The organism is Streptomyces niger (assembly GCF_000718305.1).
GTDB classification, from domain to species: domain Bacteria; phylum Actinomycetota; class Actinomycetes; order Streptomycetales; family Streptomycetaceae; genus Streptomyces; species Streptomyces niger.
This window is the reverse complement of the sequence record NZ_JOFQ01000009.1, coordinates 49,379-63,741: the sequence shown is the minus strand read 5'-3', so window position 1 is coordinate 63,741 and position 14,363 is coordinate 49,379. Positions and strand designations below refer to the sequence as shown.

The window sequence follows — 14,363 nt, the reverse complement described above, 5'->3', positions numbered from 1 at the left end:
ACCAAAGAACCAAAGAAAAAAGACGAACGCGTTCGTTACGAACTTGTTCGTAACGAACGCGTTCGTCTACCGTGGACGGGAACCCGCCCGCACGCACCGAAGGAGCACGGCCATGACCACCACGCCCTCCCACTCCCCCGTCGCCATCGCCGGAGCCGGCCTCGGCGGGCTCGTCCTGGCCCGCGTCCTGCACCTCAACGGCATCGACGCCACCGTCTACGAGCTGCAGGAATCCCGGCACGCCCGGGCCCAGGGCGGCATGCTCGACATCCACGAGGAGAGCGGCCAGGCGGCCCTGCGCGCGGCCGGCCTGCTCGACGCCTTCCGTACCCTCGTGCACCCCGGCGGCGAGGCCACCCGGGTCCTCGACAAGCACGCCACCGTGCACTGGGACGAGGCCGACGACGGGACCGGCGAACGCCCGGAGGTCGACCGGGGGCAGCTGCGCGACCTGCTGCTCGACTCGCTGCCCGAGGGCACCGTCCGGTGGGGGCACAAGGTCACCGGCGCCCGGCCGCTGGGCGGCGGTGCGCACGAGATCACGTTCGCCGACGGTTCGACCGTCACCACCGACCTGCTGATCGGTGCGGACGGCGCCTGGTCGCGCATCCGGCCGCTGCTCTGCGACGCGTGGCCGTCGTACACCGGCGTCTCCTTCGTCGAGGTGGACCTGCCGGCCGCAGACGTCCGGCACCCCGAGAGCGCCGCCGTCGTGGGCGGCGGCTCCCTCTTCGCACTCGGCGGCGGCAGGGGCTTCCTCGGCCACCGCGAGTCCGACGGCAGCCTGCACATCTACGTCGCCGTACGGACCGGCGAGGAGTGGCTCGACTCGATCGACTTCTCCGACGCCGAGGGCGCGAAGGCCGCGGTGCTGGAGCGGTTCGAAGGGTGGGACGCGAGCCTGCGGTCGCTGGTGGCCGACGCGGAGGGGCCGCTGGTACCGCGGAAGATCCATGCCCTGCCGACCGGTCAGCGCTGGGAGCGCGTCCCGGGCGTCACGCTGCTGGGCGACGCCGCACATCTCATGTCGCCGTTCGCGGGTGAGGGCGCGAATCTCGCCATGCTCGACGGCGCCGAGCTCGCGCAGGCCCTAGTCGCCCACCCCGGCGACATCGAGCAGGCCCTCGCCTCGTACGAGAAGGCGCTCTTCCCGCGCAGCGCCGAGAAGGCCGCCGAGTCCGCAGCCAATCTGGAACTGCTCTTCGCTGCGGACTTCGCGGCCACCGACCTCGTCGACCTCTTCTCCGGCGAGCCGGCCCAGTAGGTGCCTGCCACGAACTCCCCGTCACGTGGTGAAGGGGTCCCCCGGCCTCCGCTGAGGCGCCTCGCTCACGACTCCTCCCTCAAGACGTCTCGCTCAGGAAGCTGACGTTCTGGGCGAGGTGGTGGGCGGTGCGGGGCATGGTGCTCCTTACAGGGGGGAATCAGCGGCGGACGGCGTCGAGTTCGAGGGCGCGGGCGACCTGTACGAGGGAGGCGTCCTGCTGCCGGGCGTAGAGCGTGAAGGGGTCGAGCACCTCGCGTTCGATGGCGCCGGAGAGCCAGGCGGCGTCGTAGGCGGTGCCTTCGTGCGCGGCGTGGCGGGTGCCCTCGCCGGTGAGGTTGGACTGGAAGATGCCGGCGGCGGAGCGGGGCAGGAAGTCCTCGTAGACGACGGGTCGTGCGTGGACCCAGCCCTGGCGCAGGAGCTCGCCGAGGTCCGCGGGCGGGCGGCTGCCGTCCCGCGGCCGGTCGGGCACGGGGTGGTAGGTGAAGTAGCCCAGCCCTTCGGCGGCGAGCTGTGCTTCGCTGTCGGGCAGGTGGCGTTCCCACACGGCGCGGGCGATGTCGGCACGGGGCTCGCCCGTGCCCTGCGCGGCCTGCTGGTCGACGAGGTCGAGCAGTTCGTCGTAGCGGGCCCGGCCGGCGGGGGTGAGGGCGATGCCGCGGGCCTCGACCTCGCCGAAGCGTACGCGGAGGGCGCCGGTGTGGACGGTGCCGTCGGGGGCGCGCAGGGCGCGGGGTTCGGCGAGCGCCCGGAAGGAGGTCTGCCGGAGCAGGACGTCGGGGCCGTGCCAGGCGGGCGGGCCCTGGATGGCGTCGATCATCTCGATGCCGCGCTCGGTCATCCGCCGGTACAGCTCGTCGATGTCCAGGACGCGCGGGGTGAGGTGGTTGAGGTGGGTGCTGCGTACGCCGCCGATGTCCGCGGCGACGGCGGAGATCCGCTCCAGCGTTCGGTACCAGGCCGCATCGACCGGCTCGGCGGACAGTTCGAAGGACCGCACGGCGAGGTGGAGGAACCGTTCGGCGTCCTCCTGGGGCAGCTCCCGCTCCTGGGCCGCACGGTCGGCCAGCGTGAGCAGCTCCGGGGGGAAGAGTTCGCGGCCGGCGAGGAAGGTCTCCAGGCGGGTCCGCAGGTCGGCGTCGAAGAAGCGCGGGTCGGCCGGGGTGAGCATGGAGGTGAACACCCGGAAGGGGTTGCGCGCCAGCTCCTCGCCGTCGACCGGCCGGAAGGCGGTGGAGACGACGGGTACGGCGCTGGCGGCGGCCTCCCGCAGGTCGTAGAAGCCGACCGGGTGCATGCCCAGCGCCGCGAAGACGCGGGCGACCTGCCGCATCTCCCGCGGGGTGCCGACGCGGATGGCGCCGTGCCGTTCGGCGGTCACCCGGCCGATGGAGCCGAGCCGTTCGGCGTCGGCCCCGCGGGCGCGCAGCACGTCCTCGTTGACCTCCCGCGAGACGTCCACGAGCGTGGTGTAGGCGGGGACCTCCCGGCCGTACATCTCCGACAGCCGCGCCGCGAACGCGGCGCGCAGCTGCCACTGACTGGTCGGACCGGTCGCTGTCATGGCCTGCCTTTCGGTCGGGTGCACACGGCGTGGGCGGGTCACACCACGTGGGCTTCGGGGCGGGTTCCGGCGCCGAGCCGGAACCGGTCGGCGCTGAGCGGGGTGACGTCGGTGCACGGTTCGCGCTCCAGGTACAGGTCGCGCATGATCTCGCCGACCGCGGGCGCCTGGAGGAAGCCGTGGCCGGAGAATCCGGCGGCGTACAGGAAGTTGGCGTACTCGCCGGATCGGCCGATGAGCGCGTTGTGGTCCGGTGTGACCTCGTACAGGCCGGCCCAGCCGGCCACCGTCCGCAGGTCCGCCAGCGCGGGGGCGCGGCGGCGCGCCGCGGTGCGGAACAGCTCCAGCCACTCCGGGGTCCAGGTGGTGTCGAACCCTTCGGTCTCGTCGGGGTCGGCGAGCCCGAAGAGCAGCCCGTCGTCGCTGTTGTGGAAGTAGCCGGTGGAGGTGAAGTCGATGGTGAAGGGGATGCGCGGCGCGGGCGGCGACAGCGGTTCGGTGAAGGCCAGTTGCCGGCGCACCGGGCGTACCGGGAGGTGGGCGCCGATCATGTCGCCGATCCGGGCCGACCAGGCGCCGGCCGTGCAGACGACCGTGGCGCAGGCGATCCGGCCCCGGGTCGTGTGCACGCCGGTCACGCGGTCGCCTGCCGTGTCGATGCCGGTGACCGCGGTGTGCGTGGCGAGGGTGACGCCGGCCCGGGCCGCGGCCCGGGCATAGCCCTGGACGACCAGTCCGGGGCGGGCGTGCCCGTCGGTGGGCGAGTACGCGGCGGCGGCCAGTCCGTCGGTGCTGACGTAGGGGCACAGGCGTTGGGCCTCGTCGGGGCCGATCATGCGGCTCGGTACGCCGAGGCCGTTCTGGATGCCCACACCGACCTCGAACTCCCGCGCCTGCTGCTCGGTGTCGAGGAGGAAGAGGTAGCCGACGGTGTCCAGCCGGATGTCGACGCCCGGGCGGTGCGGGAAGTCCCGGTAGGCGTGCAGACTGCGGTGGCCCAGTTCGATGTTGAGCGGGTCGGAGAACTGCGCGCGTACCCCGCCGATCGGCTTGCCCGAGCTGCCGCAGCCCAGTTCTCCGCGTTCGACGACGACGATGTTGCGCACCCCGGCCTCGGCGAGGTGGAACGCCGTACTGGCACCCATCACCCCACCGCCGATGATCACGACGTCGGCGGTGGGCGGCACGGTACGGAAGGTGGAGGAGGTCAACGGCCGATCCCTTCCCAGGGGCCGCCCCGGCGAGTGACGTTACCTCGATGTCCGGGCTGCGGCGCGGACTGACGGTGCAGGGCGATGTCGATCAGCTAGCTGCCCGTCATCGTGCAGCAGCCCGTCCGTTGACGTCCATCGATGAGTTCTGCGCGCGTCTCGCCGGCGGACCTGCCGTGCCATCGCCCTGCCACGGAGCGGGCGATGGCCTTCAATCGCAGTACCGGGTCCGGAGTTCCCCCGCTGCCGGGACAGGCCCCGAGGGAGGCCGCGGTCTCGCCGAGCGGCGCGTACGCGCCGCGATGCGCGGCAAGGGCCGGCTTGCGTACCCGACCTGCCGAGGGCCGGCTGGGGACAGCGCTACGAGTACCGCGCCCGCAGCTCCGTCTCCAGGGTCTCCAGGGAGCGGCCCTTGGTCTCGGGGACGTAGCGCTTGACGAAGGCGATGGCGAGGACGCCGAGCACCACGAAGACGAAGAACGTGCCGGAGACGCCGAGGCCGGCGACCATGGAGGGGAAGACCAGGCCGATCGCGAAGTTCGTCAGCCACAGGACCACCGCCGCGATGCCCATGCCGAAGCCGCGCATCCGCATCGGGAAGAGCTCGGCGAGCATCAGCCAGGTGACCGGGGAGATCGCGCCCTGCTGGAAGCCGAGGAAGGTGACGGTCATGGCGAGGACGGCGAAGGCCCGGCCGTCGCCCGCGGGCAGCGCCATGGAGAACACGCCGATGAGCAGCAACGCGGCGGTGGTGCCGAGCTGGCCTGCCAGCAGCATGGGGCGGCGGTCGACGCGGCCGAGCAGCCAGATGCCGACGAAGGTGGCCAGTACGGAGATCACGCCGTTGGCGATGTTCGCGGTCAGGGCGGAGTCGGCGGCGAAGCCGGCGTCGGTGAGGATCTGGGTGCCGTAGTACATGATCGTGTTGACGCCGGTGATCTGCTGCACGACGGCGATGCCGAAGCCCACCCACATCAGGCGGCGGATCCACGGGGTGGCCCGCAGGTCCCGCCAGCCGCCGACTTTCTCCTGCTCGTCCTTGACGGCGAGCGCGGAGACCTCGCTCAGCTCTGCCTCGGCCCGCTGCTGCGATCTGACCTGCTTCAGCACCTCGAACGCGTCGTTGAAGCGGCCCTGCGCGGCCAGCCAGCGGGGGCTCTCGGGCATCACGAGCATGCCCAGCCACAGCACGACCGCGGGGACGGTGGCGAGGACCAGCATCCAGCGCCAGACGCCGCCGGACTCGCCGCCGAGGCGGGCGATGACCGCGTTGGAGGTGAAGGCGAGCAACTGGCCGCTCACGATCATCAGTTCGTTGCGGGTGACCAGCCCGCCGCGCCACTCGGCCGGGGAGATCTCGGCGAGGTAGACGGGCACGGTCACCGAGGCACCACCGACCGCGAGGCCGAGGACGAAGCGCGCCAGGATCATGACCTCGGTGCCGGGCGCGAGCGTCGCACCCAGCGCGCCGAAGAAGAAGAACACCGCGAGGACGAGGATGTTGCGGCGCCGGCCGCGGGCGTCGGAGAGCTTGCCTCCGGTGACCGCGCCGAGCGCGGCGCCGAGCAGCAGCGAGCTGGTGACCAGGCCTTCGGTGAGGGGCGTGAGGCCGAGGTCGTCCTTCATGTACGGCAGGGCGCCGTTGATCACGCCGGTGTCGTAACCGAAGAGGAGCCCGCCGAAGGTGGCGATGACGGTGATGACACGCAGGCGGCGTCGCACGGGCCGCGGCGCGTCCTCGCCGAGGGCGGGCGGCACGCCGCGGGTGGATGCGTCGTCCGTGACGTTCATTGACGTCTCCTTGCGTGGGAGGAACGATGCTGTTGCACGCTACTAGCGCGCTCTAGTTGGCCAGTACGATGACGTTGTTCAAATGTCATGTCAATAGGTTGTCACGGAGACGTTGCCTCCGTGGCGCCGCTCAGGGTGGGGTGGCAGCAGGTGGACACGTACGGCAATCGGCGCCCCACCATGGCCGACGTCGCCGCCCGCGCCGGGGTCTCCCGGGCGCTGGTCTCGATCGTCTTCCGCGGCGAGGCCGGGGCGAGCAGCGCGACACGGGAGCGCATCCTGCGCGTCGCCGACGAGCTGGGCTACCGCCCCGACAGCGCGGCCCGGCTCCTAGCCCGCGACCACAGCCGCACCCTCGGCGTGCTGCTCACCCTGCACCAGCCCTTCGATGCCGACCTCGCCGAGGCCGTCCACCCCGAGGCCGAGAAGCGCGGCTACGACATCCTGCTCGCCACCAACGCGCCGGGCCGGTCCGAACGCAAGGCCGTGGAAGCGCTGCTCAGCCACCGCTGCGAGGCCCTGATCCTGCTCGGTCCCGGGTCCGGCAGCACGTACCTGGACGAACTGGGCCGGCGCACGGTCACGGTCTCCGTGGGCCGCCGCATCACCGGCGCCCACGTGGACAACGTGCACACCGCGGAAGCCAAGGGCGTCCGCCAGGCCATGGACCACCTGCTCGGCCTCGGGCACCGCAGGATCGTGCACGTCGACGGCGGACGCGACCCCGGCTCGGCGGAGCGGCGGCGCGCCTACCGCGCCGCGATGCGCCGCCACGGCCTCGGCGACGAGATCCGGGTCGTGCCGGGCCGGCAGACCGAGGAGGCCGGCGCCGCGGCCGCCCGCTCGATGCTCGCGGAGCGCCGGCTGCCCACGGCCGTCCTGGCGAGCAACGACCGGAGCGCGCTGGGGCTGATGATGGCGTTCGCGCGGGCCGGCCTCGACGTACCGGGCGACGTCTCCGTGGTGGGCTACGACGACAGTCACCTCTCGCACCTCATGCCCGTGGGCCTGACCACCGTCCGCCAGGACCCGGCCCGGCTGGCCGAGCACGCGGTGCGGTTCGCCGTCGAGCGACTCGAAGGCGAGGGGGTGGCGCCGCGCGAGGCGGTACTCGACCCGAAGCTCGTGGTACGCGCCTCGACGGGCCTCCCGCGCGACGACGCGTGAGCGCGCCCTGTCCGATACCGGGGCACGCGGAGATCGCCACCGGCCGGTAGCGGGTCACCGGCTCGTTGTGTGCTGGCGCGGCTCCGGTTCCGGTGAGAGGTTGGTGGCGATGCGACCCTTGCCCCGCCCGTCGCCCGAGACGATGGAGGATTCCCATGGCGGAGTGCGAAGTCTGCGGTAACGACTATGAGTTGGCGTTCGAAGTGCGGGCCGCCGGCGCGGTCCACGTCTTCGACAGCCTGGAGTGCGCGGCCCAGCGCATGGCGCCGGTCTGCGACAACTGCAACTGCCGGATCCTGGGCCACGGCCTGCAGTCGGACGGCCAGTTCTACTGCTGCGCCCACTGCGCACGGCAGAAAGGGCATGCCCAGCTGGTCGACCACGCCTGACCGCCGGACGGAGCGGACCGGCGGGCCGTACGGTCATCTCCTGCCGGGCGGGAACAGGCCGGACGAAGAGGTCTTGATGAGGTCGAGCGCCTGCGCGACGACGGGGTGACGGGCGGCACCGTTACGGGTGGCCGCCAGGATCCGTCGCGCGGGCGCCGGCTCCCCCGACAGGGGCACGCGTGCCACGGCCCATTCGGTGTTGATGCGCGCGAGGCGCGGCACGAGGACCACGCCGAGCCCCTGCGCGACCATCGCCTGCCCGGTGTCCCACTCGTCGGCCTGGTGGGCGAAGTACGGGGTGAAGCCGGCCGACATGCACGCGGTGACCACCAGCTGGTGGTAGGTGCCGCCCGGCGTGCCGAGGATCCACGGTTCGCGGGCCGCGTCCGCCAGGGAGACCCGCCGCTGTCTCGTCAGCGGGTGGTCGACCGGCACCACCAGGTCCAGCGGGTCGTCCAACAGGGGCTGCTGGTCGAACCGCTCATCGCTCAGCGGCGGTGAGTCGGAGGTGACCACCACCAGGCCGAGGTCGGCCTCGCCGGACAGGAGCAGCTCGAAGCAGCGCACCGGTTCCGCCTCCACCAGGCGGACGCTCAGTCGCGGATGGTGGTGACGCAGCGTCGCCGCCGCGGGCGGCAGCAGGTGCGTCGCGGCCGTCGAGAAGCCGCAGAGGGTGAAGCTGCCCGTCGGCTCCTCGGCCGTGGCCGCCAGCTCGCCGCGCGCCTGCTCCCACTGCGCCTGCATGACGACGGTGTGCCGCAGCACCGTGCGCGCCGCCGCCGTCAGCTTGATGCCGCGCCCCGCGGGCTCGATCAGTTTCACCCCGAGCTGCTCGGCCAGCTGGCGCAGCTGGTACGACACCGCGGAGGGGGTCAGCCGCATGGCTTCTGCGGCCGCCGTCACCCCTCCGTAGCTGTCGACCATCTGCAGGACCTTGAGCTTCGGATCAATCATGCAAATATTCTGCACGGTCGCCTGCAAAGCCATTCGATTGTGCACGCCAGTCGGAGATGTCACTCTGCGTGCGTGTTGTCCACGAGTTCTTCCGGACGCCCGCGGCGGAACCTCCGCTCGGCCGCGTCCCCATCGCGTACCCGCCACGACCGGGCGACGGGACTCTACGTGCTGGTCGTGCTCACGCTCGGGGCCTACCTGCCCGGCGCCTTCTCCCCCGGTCACCTGGCCGGCCTGCCCGCCGATCTGACCCCGACGCTGCTCTCCGCCGTCTTCGCGCTGGCCGGCGCCCCCGCACTGCTGCTGCTCAGCCCGGTCTCGGACGCTTTCGGGCCGCGGCCCGTGCTGCGTGCGGGCATCGCGCTGGCGGCCCTCGGTTCGGCCTGTCTCGCGTTCGGTTCCGGACCGGCGTGGCCGGTCGTCGGGCGCGCCGCGCAGGGGCTGGCCCTCGGGGCGGCCACCGGCGCTGCCGCCGCGCTCGCCGGTACGGGGACGGCGGGGCGCGGTCCGCGGCGCGGTGCGGTACTCGCCGGCATCGCCTTCGTGGCGGGCACCGCGGCCGGCGCCGCCGCGGGCGGCTTCCTCGGCCGGTACGCGCCCGCTCCGTACGTACTGTCCTTCGTGCTGCACCTGGCGCTGCTGGCGCTCGGCTGGTACCGGGTCTCGGCCCTCGCCCCGTTGCCTGCCGCCGCACCGGTCGCCGAGGCCTCGTCGGCCGCTGCCGGCGCGCCGGAGCGGCCCGGGCAGCCTGCCGTCCCCCGTATCCCCCAAGGGATGCGGGCGGTGTTCGCCACCGCCTCGGCCGTCAGCTTCCTCGCCTGGACCACGGTCGGCCTGTTCCTCGCGACCGTCCCCGCGCTGCCGGCCCGGTCCGGCCGGCACGACATGGCGCTCACCGGCTGCGTCCTGGCCTCCGTGCTGGTCTGTTCCGCACTCACCCAGCCCCTGGTCGGGCGGCTCGGCACGCGGCGCGCGCAGCTCGCCGGCCTCGCGGCCCTCCTGGTGAGCCTCGCCGCCCTGTCGCTCACCGTGGGCCGATCGACCTCGCTCACCCTGGTCGCGGCCGTGGTGGCGGGCGCCGGGCACGGACCGGCCCACGCCGGGTCGGCCGCCGCGGTCGACGCCAAGACTCCCGACCGGGCACGCGCCGCCGTCACCGGCGCCCTGCACCTCTCCTTCTCCCTGGGCTCCGGCCTGTCGGCCGTGGCCGTGGGGCTGCTGGCCCGCCCGTTCTCCCTGACGACGGCGGTGACCCTGGTGACCTCGATCGCCGCCCTGCTCGTCCTGGTGACGAGCGTCGCGGTCGCCGAGGTCGACCGCGCTCCGGCCCACCGCGCTCCGGCCCACCGCACTCCGCCGCGCCGGACCCGCAGCCGGGCCACCGGCCGGCAGGGAGAAATCGTCTACATCGAAGTGAGGCCCGCTCAGCACGATCTGTCCGCCTGAGCCGTCGTGCCACCGGCGTAAGCCGCCGGGACGCCGGCTCCGGCACCACGTCAGCCGCGAAGGCTGGAAATCGCACGCAGCGCCCGCCGAGGCCTTCGGGTCACTCGTGCCGCGCTGAATCGCGCTCCCGGCGGCATCCGCCGGGAGCGATGTTTGAGGGAGTTCTCTGTGCCGGCTGCACATGCCGATACCGACACCGCAACCCGGAAGCCGCTGACGGCCGACGAGATCACGGTCACCGACCCCAAGGTGACCAGACGGGCGATCAGCGCGGCGGCGGTCGGAAACATCACCGAGTGGTTCGACTTCGGTGTCTTCGCCAACCTGACGCCGGTGCTCACCGCGGTGTTCTTCACCGGCGCGAGCGAGACCGTCGGCACGATCGGCACCCTCGGCCTGTTCGCCGTCGCCTTCCTGGTCCGCCCGCTCGGCGGCATGTTCTTCGGCCCGCTCGGGGACCGCATCGGACGCACCAAGGTGCTGTCCCTCACCGTCATCATGATGGCCATCGGCACCTTCGTCATCGCCTTCATCCCCGGCTACGCGTCCTGGGGCCCGGCGGCCCCCCTGCTGATGCTGCTCGCGCGCCTCGTCCAGGGCTTCTCCACCGGCGGCGAGTACGGCGGCGCGATGACCTTCATCGCCGAGTACGCGCCCGACAAGAAGCGCGGCTTCCTCGGCAGCTGGCTGGAGTTCGGCACGCTGACCGGCTACCTGCTCGGCGGCGTCGCCGGCCTGGTCATCCAGCTGCCCGGCGTGCTGTCCCACGAGGCGCTGCTCTCCTGGGGCTGGCGCATCCCGTTCCTGATCTCCGGCCCGATCGGCATCATCGGCCTCTACCTCCGCCTGAAGCTGGAGGACACCCCCGCCTTCCAGGCCGTCGTCGCGGAGACCAAGGGCCGCGAGGGCAACCAGACCCTGAAGGAGATCCGCAAGATCTTCGTCCGGTACTGGCGGCCGATGCTGATCTGCATGGGTCTGGTGCTGGTCTTCAACGTCACCAACTACATGCTCACCACGTACATGCTGGAGTACATCGGCAAGTTCGCCCCCGCGGTCAGCGCCACGTGGGCGCAGATCCTGGAGATCGCCGTCCTGGCGCTGGGCATGGTGCTCATCACCTTCGTCGGCCGGCTCTCCGACCGCATCGGCCGCAAGCCGGTGCTGTACTTCGGCTGCGCCATGCTGGTCGTGCTCGGGGTGCCCTCGGTGCTGCTGATCCAGCAGAACACCCTGACGACGGTCTTCCTCGGCCTGGCGCTGATGTCGCTGATGCTGCTCTGCTTCAACAGCACCCTCCCCGCCACGCTGCCCGCGCTCTTCCCCACCGAGATCCGTTACGGCGGCCTGTCGATCGCCTTCAACATCTCCGTCTCCCTCTTCGGCGGCACCACCGCCGTCATCAACGCCCTGCTGGTGCAGGGCACCGGAGACATCAACGTGCCCGGCTACTACCTCATGGCCGCCGGCGCGATCGGCGCCGCCGCCTGCTGGTTCACCAAGGAGTCCGCCGGCCGCCCGCTCCCCGGCTCCGCCCCCGCGGTGGCGTCCCGGGACGAGGCCCGCGAGCCGGCACTCGCCGACCCCGGCCCGCGCTGAGAGCACCGGGCCTCGGCGTCCGCGCCGTGCGGAGCGCGCCACCGTGTGCGCGTCAGCGGCCCTGGAGGGCCCGGACGTTGTCGCCGAAGGTCCAGCCCTTGGCGCCGTCCCAGTTGAGGGACCAGGTCATCAGGCCCTTCAGACCGTTGCCGTAGTGCTTCCAGGCCTGGGACACCTGGGCGGTGGAGAGGTACCCACCGCCGGCGCCCGGCTGGGCGGGCAGGCCCGGCACCTGCTTGTCGTAGGGCACCTTGACGGTGGTGCCCTGGACGACCAACCCCTTGTCGAGGCAGTCCGTCTGCGCGGTGAAGCCCTCGACGGTGCCGGCGGAGTAGGAGTCGCCGGAGCAGCCGTACATGCTGCCGTTGTAGTACTGCATGTTCAGCCACCACAGGCGGCCGTTGTCCGCGTACTTCTTGATGATCGGCAGGTACGCGCCCCAGATCGAGCCGTACGTGACGCTGCCGCCGGTGACGTACGCGGTCTCGGGGGCCATCGTCAGGCCGAAGTTCGACGGCATCTTCGCGAGCACGCCGTCGATGATGCGGATGAGGTTGGCCTGCGAGGCCGAGAGCTGGTTGATGTTGCCACTGCCGGTGAGGCCGGTCTCGATGTCGATGTCGATGCCGTCGAAGTTGTACTTCTTCAGGATCGGCACGATGGTCTCGACGAACCGGTCCGCGACGGCCGTGGAGTTGAGGTCGATGCCGGCCGCGGCGCCGCCGATGGACATCAGGAGCGTGGCACCGTTCGCCTTCGCCTGGCACATCTCGGCGGGCGTGGCGACCTTCACCGTGGCGTCCATCCCGTCCTCCCACAGGACGGTGCCGTCCGAGCGGATGACGGGGAAGGCCGCATTGATCACGTTGTAACCGTGCGCGCCGATACGGGAGTCGGTGATCGGGATCCAGCCGAGCCCGGGGTGGACGCCGTTCGCCGCACCGTCCCAGTTCTCCCAGTACCCCTGGAGCACCTTGCCGGCGGGCCGGGACTTCACCGCGCAGGTGTCGGCCCGGGGCGCGGCGGGTGCGGCGGCGGCCGGCAGTTGCGCGGCACACACCAGCGCCAGCCCGGCACCCAGCAGACGGAGGGCCTTACCGATCATGTCGTGTCCTCTCTCGCCGTGCCGCATGGAGAGGCGACACGGCCGGGATGACCGGGTGAGTGGCCACACCGTAGATTGGTCCAGACCTGAGGTCAATGGGTCTGGACCAATTGAGGAGCTCCCTATATCCCGCTCCGCTCGTGTTCCTCCCGGGCCTCCGGGGCGGGGCGGCGGCCGGCGCGCGGGCGACGCGCCCCGGCCAGGAGGCGCAGGCAGGTCACCGGGTTGTCGCGGGCCGGGCGACGGGTGACGGCGGCGCCCATGGCGACCACGGTTTCCAGCCGCTGGTGGTGCAGGTCCAGGACGAATCGCATCAACGGGCCGTACTCCTCGGGGAGTTCGTCCAGCAGCCGGGTCGCTTCGCGCAGCGTGTGGTGCGCCTTGCCGGCGGCCTCGGAGAGGAGCGTCCGCACACCGGGTACGTCCCGCCCCGCGTCGAGGTCGGCGCGGGTGACGCCGTGGCGCTCCAGCGCGTCGAGAGGCAGGTAGAGTCGCCCGTCCCGCAGGTCCTCGGCCAGGTCCGTCAGGATGTCGGTGCGCTGCCCCGCGTCGGCGACCAGCCGGCAGCTCTGCGCGAACTCCGGGGTACCGCCGCCGGCCTGCGCCAGCCCGGTGGTGATCATGAGGAAGGGCCAGGTCAGCCGGTCCACGTACGCCTGGTAGTCGGCCTCCGTCGCGAAGCCGGGGAAGTCCAGGTCGATCCGCGCGCCGTCCAGGTACGACTCGATCCAGTGGCGGGGCAGCTCACGCAGGGCGGACGTGTGGAGGAACGCACGCAGCAGCGGGTGCCTGGCGGTGCCGGAGTCCAGCGCCGCCCTGATCCGTCCCGCCCAGGCGTCGAAGCGCCGGGTCCGCTCCGCCACGGTGCCCCGGTCGCAGAGGTCGTCGGTGAACGACGCGAAGGCGTAGCCGGCCAGCACGTGGGGCTGGAAGTGCGCGGGCGTCAGCATCCGCACCGCCGCGTACCCGGCCGGCTCCCTGCGCTGCATGAACTGCGCGACCTTCGAGTAGTCGGAGCGGGCTTCGCTCCCCCACACCTCGCCCGCGTCCAGACAACGTCGCCACACTCGCACGCGTACCCTCCCGCACCAGAACACCATGAGTAACAAGCAAAAGGTCGAGAATACCTGGGGCGCTCAGAGGCGGCGGGGGCCGCTTCTCCGGCCAGGCGGTTTCCCTGGTCGCCCTGCTCTCGTACCGTCCCTGGCCCGCTACTCCTGAGCCGGTCAGGCGCAGGACGGGCACAGGCCCCGGTAGGTGATCTCGGCGCCGGAGACCGTGAAGCCGAAGCGCTGCTCGGCCGGGAGGCCGGCCAACGGGTCGCCGACGGGGTGGACGTCGCGGATGATCCCGCAGCCGGAGCACACCAGGTGCTGGTGGGACCGGCGCGCGTTCGGGTCGTACCGCTTGGCGCGGCCGTCGGTCGAGACCTCCGCGACCTCGCCCAGGGAGACCAGCTCCCCGAGGGTGTTGTAGACGGTCGAGCGGGAAATCTCGGGCAGTCGCCGTACGGCGCGGGCGTGCACCTCGTCAGCCGTGAGATGGATGTGGTCACCGCTGAGGACCTCGGCGACAACGCGCCGCTGGGACGTCATCCGCCACCCACGCCCCAGCAGTCGCTCCAGCAGGTCGCTCATGTGGTCCACCCATTCGGTATCGATGGTGCACGGTGTCCGTGGACGCAACCGCCCAGCTTTGTGGACCACACCCCACGCACGCCGACGTACCTCTACCGCGTATGAGTTTGGCCAACTTATTGACTTGGACTCTGTCCATCGTAGGATCGGTTCCGGAACCCGCCAAGGGACAGGAGACATCGAAACGGCAGCAGACCGACGGTCACGCGGGGCGCGCCTCACCCCGCGTGGTG

12 protein-coding genes are annotated in these 14,363 nt (G+C 71.9%); 5 read left to right on the top strand and 7 right to left on the bottom strand.

What is annotated here, in order from left to right:
* Positions 1 to 112: 112 nt before the first annotated feature.
* Positions 113 to 1,264, top strand: coding sequence for an FAD-dependent oxidoreductase (locus tag IF20_RS19540; protein WP_052866535.1), 1,152 nt, complete (start codon positions 113 to 115; stop codon positions 1,262 to 1,264).
* A gap of 160 nt (positions 1,265 to 1,424) precedes the next feature.
* On the opposite strand, the gene hglS is transcribed toward IF20_RS19540, so the two are convergent.
* The 3 genes from hglS to IF20_RS19525 all read right to left on the bottom strand — a co-directional run bounded on the left by hglS (position 1,425) and on the right by IF20_RS19525 (position 5,833).
* Positions 1,425 to 2,831 (bottom strand): 2-oxoadipate dioxygenase/decarboxylase, encoded by a 1,407-nt coding sequence (gene hglS / locus IF20_RS19535; RefSeq protein ID WP_052866534.1) that lies wholly within the window; start codon positions 2,829 to 2,831, stop codon positions 1,425 to 1,427.
* A 38-nt stretch (positions 2,832 to 2,869) separates the two neighbouring features.
* The gene (locus IF20_RS19530; RefSeq protein ID WP_110944343.1) at positions 2,870 to 4,042 is read right to left on the bottom strand and encodes an NAD(P)/FAD-dependent oxidoreductase; all 1,173 of its coding nucleotides are present in this window, start codon (positions 4,040 to 4,042) and stop codon (positions 2,870 to 2,872) included.
* Between the two features lie 360 nt (positions 4,043 to 4,402).
* The gene (locus IF20_RS19525) at positions 4,403 to 5,833 is read right to left on the bottom strand and encodes a sugar porter family MFS transporter (protein WP_052866533.1); all 1,431 of its coding nucleotides are present in this window, start codon (positions 5,831 to 5,833) and stop codon (positions 4,403 to 4,405) included.
* A gap of 180 nt (positions 5,834 to 6,013) precedes the next feature.
* Between IF20_RS19525 and IF20_RS19520 the strand changes: the two genes are divergently transcribed.
* Both IF20_RS19520 and IF20_RS19515 read left to right on the top strand, forming a co-directional pair.
* Positions 6,014 to 7,000 carry a LacI family DNA-binding transcriptional regulator gene (locus tag IF20_RS19520; protein ID WP_052866643.1) on the top strand — a complete coding sequence of 329 codons (987 nt, stop codon included), beginning with the start codon at positions 6,014 to 6,016 and terminating at the stop codon, positions 6,998 to 7,000.
* Between the two features lie 155 nt (positions 7,001 to 7,155).
* Positions 7,156 to 7,389 (top strand): hypothetical protein, encoded by a 234-nt coding sequence (locus tag IF20_RS19515; RefSeq protein WP_052866532.1) that lies wholly within the window; start codon positions 7,156 to 7,158, stop codon positions 7,387 to 7,389.
* A 33-nt stretch (positions 7,390 to 7,422) separates the two neighbouring features.
* On the opposite strand, the gene IF20_RS19510 is transcribed toward IF20_RS19515, so the two are convergent.
* Entirely contained in the window at positions 7,423 to 8,343 is a 921-nt protein-coding gene (locus IF20_RS19510) for a LysR family transcriptional regulator (protein ID WP_052866531.1), read from the bottom strand.
* Positions 8,344 to 8,520: 177 nt separating this feature from the next.
* On the opposite strand from IF20_RS19510, the gene IF20_RS19505 reads away from it, so the two are divergent.
* Together IF20_RS19505 and IF20_RS19500 are read left to right on the top strand one after the other, a co-directional pair.
* The gene (locus IF20_RS19505; RefSeq protein WP_234426734.1) at positions 8,521 to 9,789 is read left to right on the top strand and encodes an MFS transporter; all 1,269 of its coding nucleotides are present in this window, start codon (positions 8,521 to 8,523) and stop codon (positions 9,787 to 9,789) included.
* A 168-nt stretch (positions 9,790 to 9,957) separates the two neighbouring features.
* Entirely contained in the window at positions 9,958 to 11,388 is a 1,431-nt protein-coding gene (locus IF20_RS19500; protein ID WP_199896663.1) for an MFS transporter, read from the top strand.
* A 52-nt stretch (positions 11,389 to 11,440) separates the two neighbouring features.
* On the opposite strand, the gene IF20_RS19495 is transcribed toward IF20_RS19500, so the two are convergent.
* The 3 genes from IF20_RS19495 to IF20_RS19485 all read right to left on the bottom strand — a co-directional run bounded on the left by IF20_RS19495 (position 11,441) and on the right by IF20_RS19485 (position 14,130).
* Positions 11,441 to 12,493, bottom strand: coding sequence for a chitinase (locus IF20_RS19495; RefSeq protein WP_052866530.1), 1,053 nt, complete (start codon positions 12,491 to 12,493; stop codon positions 11,441 to 11,443).
* Positions 12,494 to 12,615: 122 nt separating this feature from the next.
* Entirely contained in the window at positions 12,616 to 13,566 is a 951-nt protein-coding gene (locus IF20_RS19490; protein ID WP_199896662.1) for a squalene/phytoene synthase family protein, read from the bottom strand.
* Positions 13,567 to 13,719: 153 nt separating this feature from the next.
* The gene (locus tag IF20_RS19485) at positions 13,720 to 14,130 is read right to left on the bottom strand and encodes a Fur family transcriptional regulator (RefSeq protein ID WP_052866528.1); all 411 of its coding nucleotides are present in this window, start codon (positions 14,128 to 14,130) and stop codon (positions 13,720 to 13,722) included.
* Positions 14,131 to 14,363: the final 233 nt, after the last annotated feature.

Coding starts and splice junctions, on each gene's coding strand:
- IF20_RS19540 (WP_052866535.1), top strand. CDS start 113: ATGACCACCACGCCCTCCCACTCCCCCGTCGCCATCGCCGGAGCCGGC.
- hglS (WP_052866534.1), bottom strand. CDS start 2,831: ATGACAGCGACCGGTCCGACCAGTCAGTGGCAGCTGCGCGCCGCGTTC.
- IF20_RS19525 (WP_052866533.1), bottom strand. CDS start 5,833: ATGAACGTCACGGACGACGCATCCACCCGCGGCGTGCCGCCCGCCCTC.
- IF20_RS19520 (WP_052866643.1), top strand. CDS start 6,014: ATGGCCGACGTCGCCGCCCGCGCCGGGGTCTCCCGGGCGCTGGTCTCG.
- IF20_RS19515 (WP_052866532.1), top strand. CDS start 7,156: ATGGCGGAGTGCGAAGTCTGCGGTAACGACTATGAGTTGGCGTTCGAA.
- IF20_RS19510 (WP_052866531.1), bottom strand. CDS start 8,343: ATGATTGATCCGAAGCTCAAGGTCCTGCAGATGGTCGACAGCTACGGA.
- IF20_RS19495 (WP_052866530.1), bottom strand. CDS start 12,493: ATGATCGGTAAGGCCCTCCGTCTGCTGGGTGCCGGGCTGGCGCTGGTG.
- IF20_RS19485 (WP_052866528.1), bottom strand. CDS start 14,130: ATGAGCGACCTGCTGGAGCGACTGCTGGGGCGTGGGTGGCGGATGACG.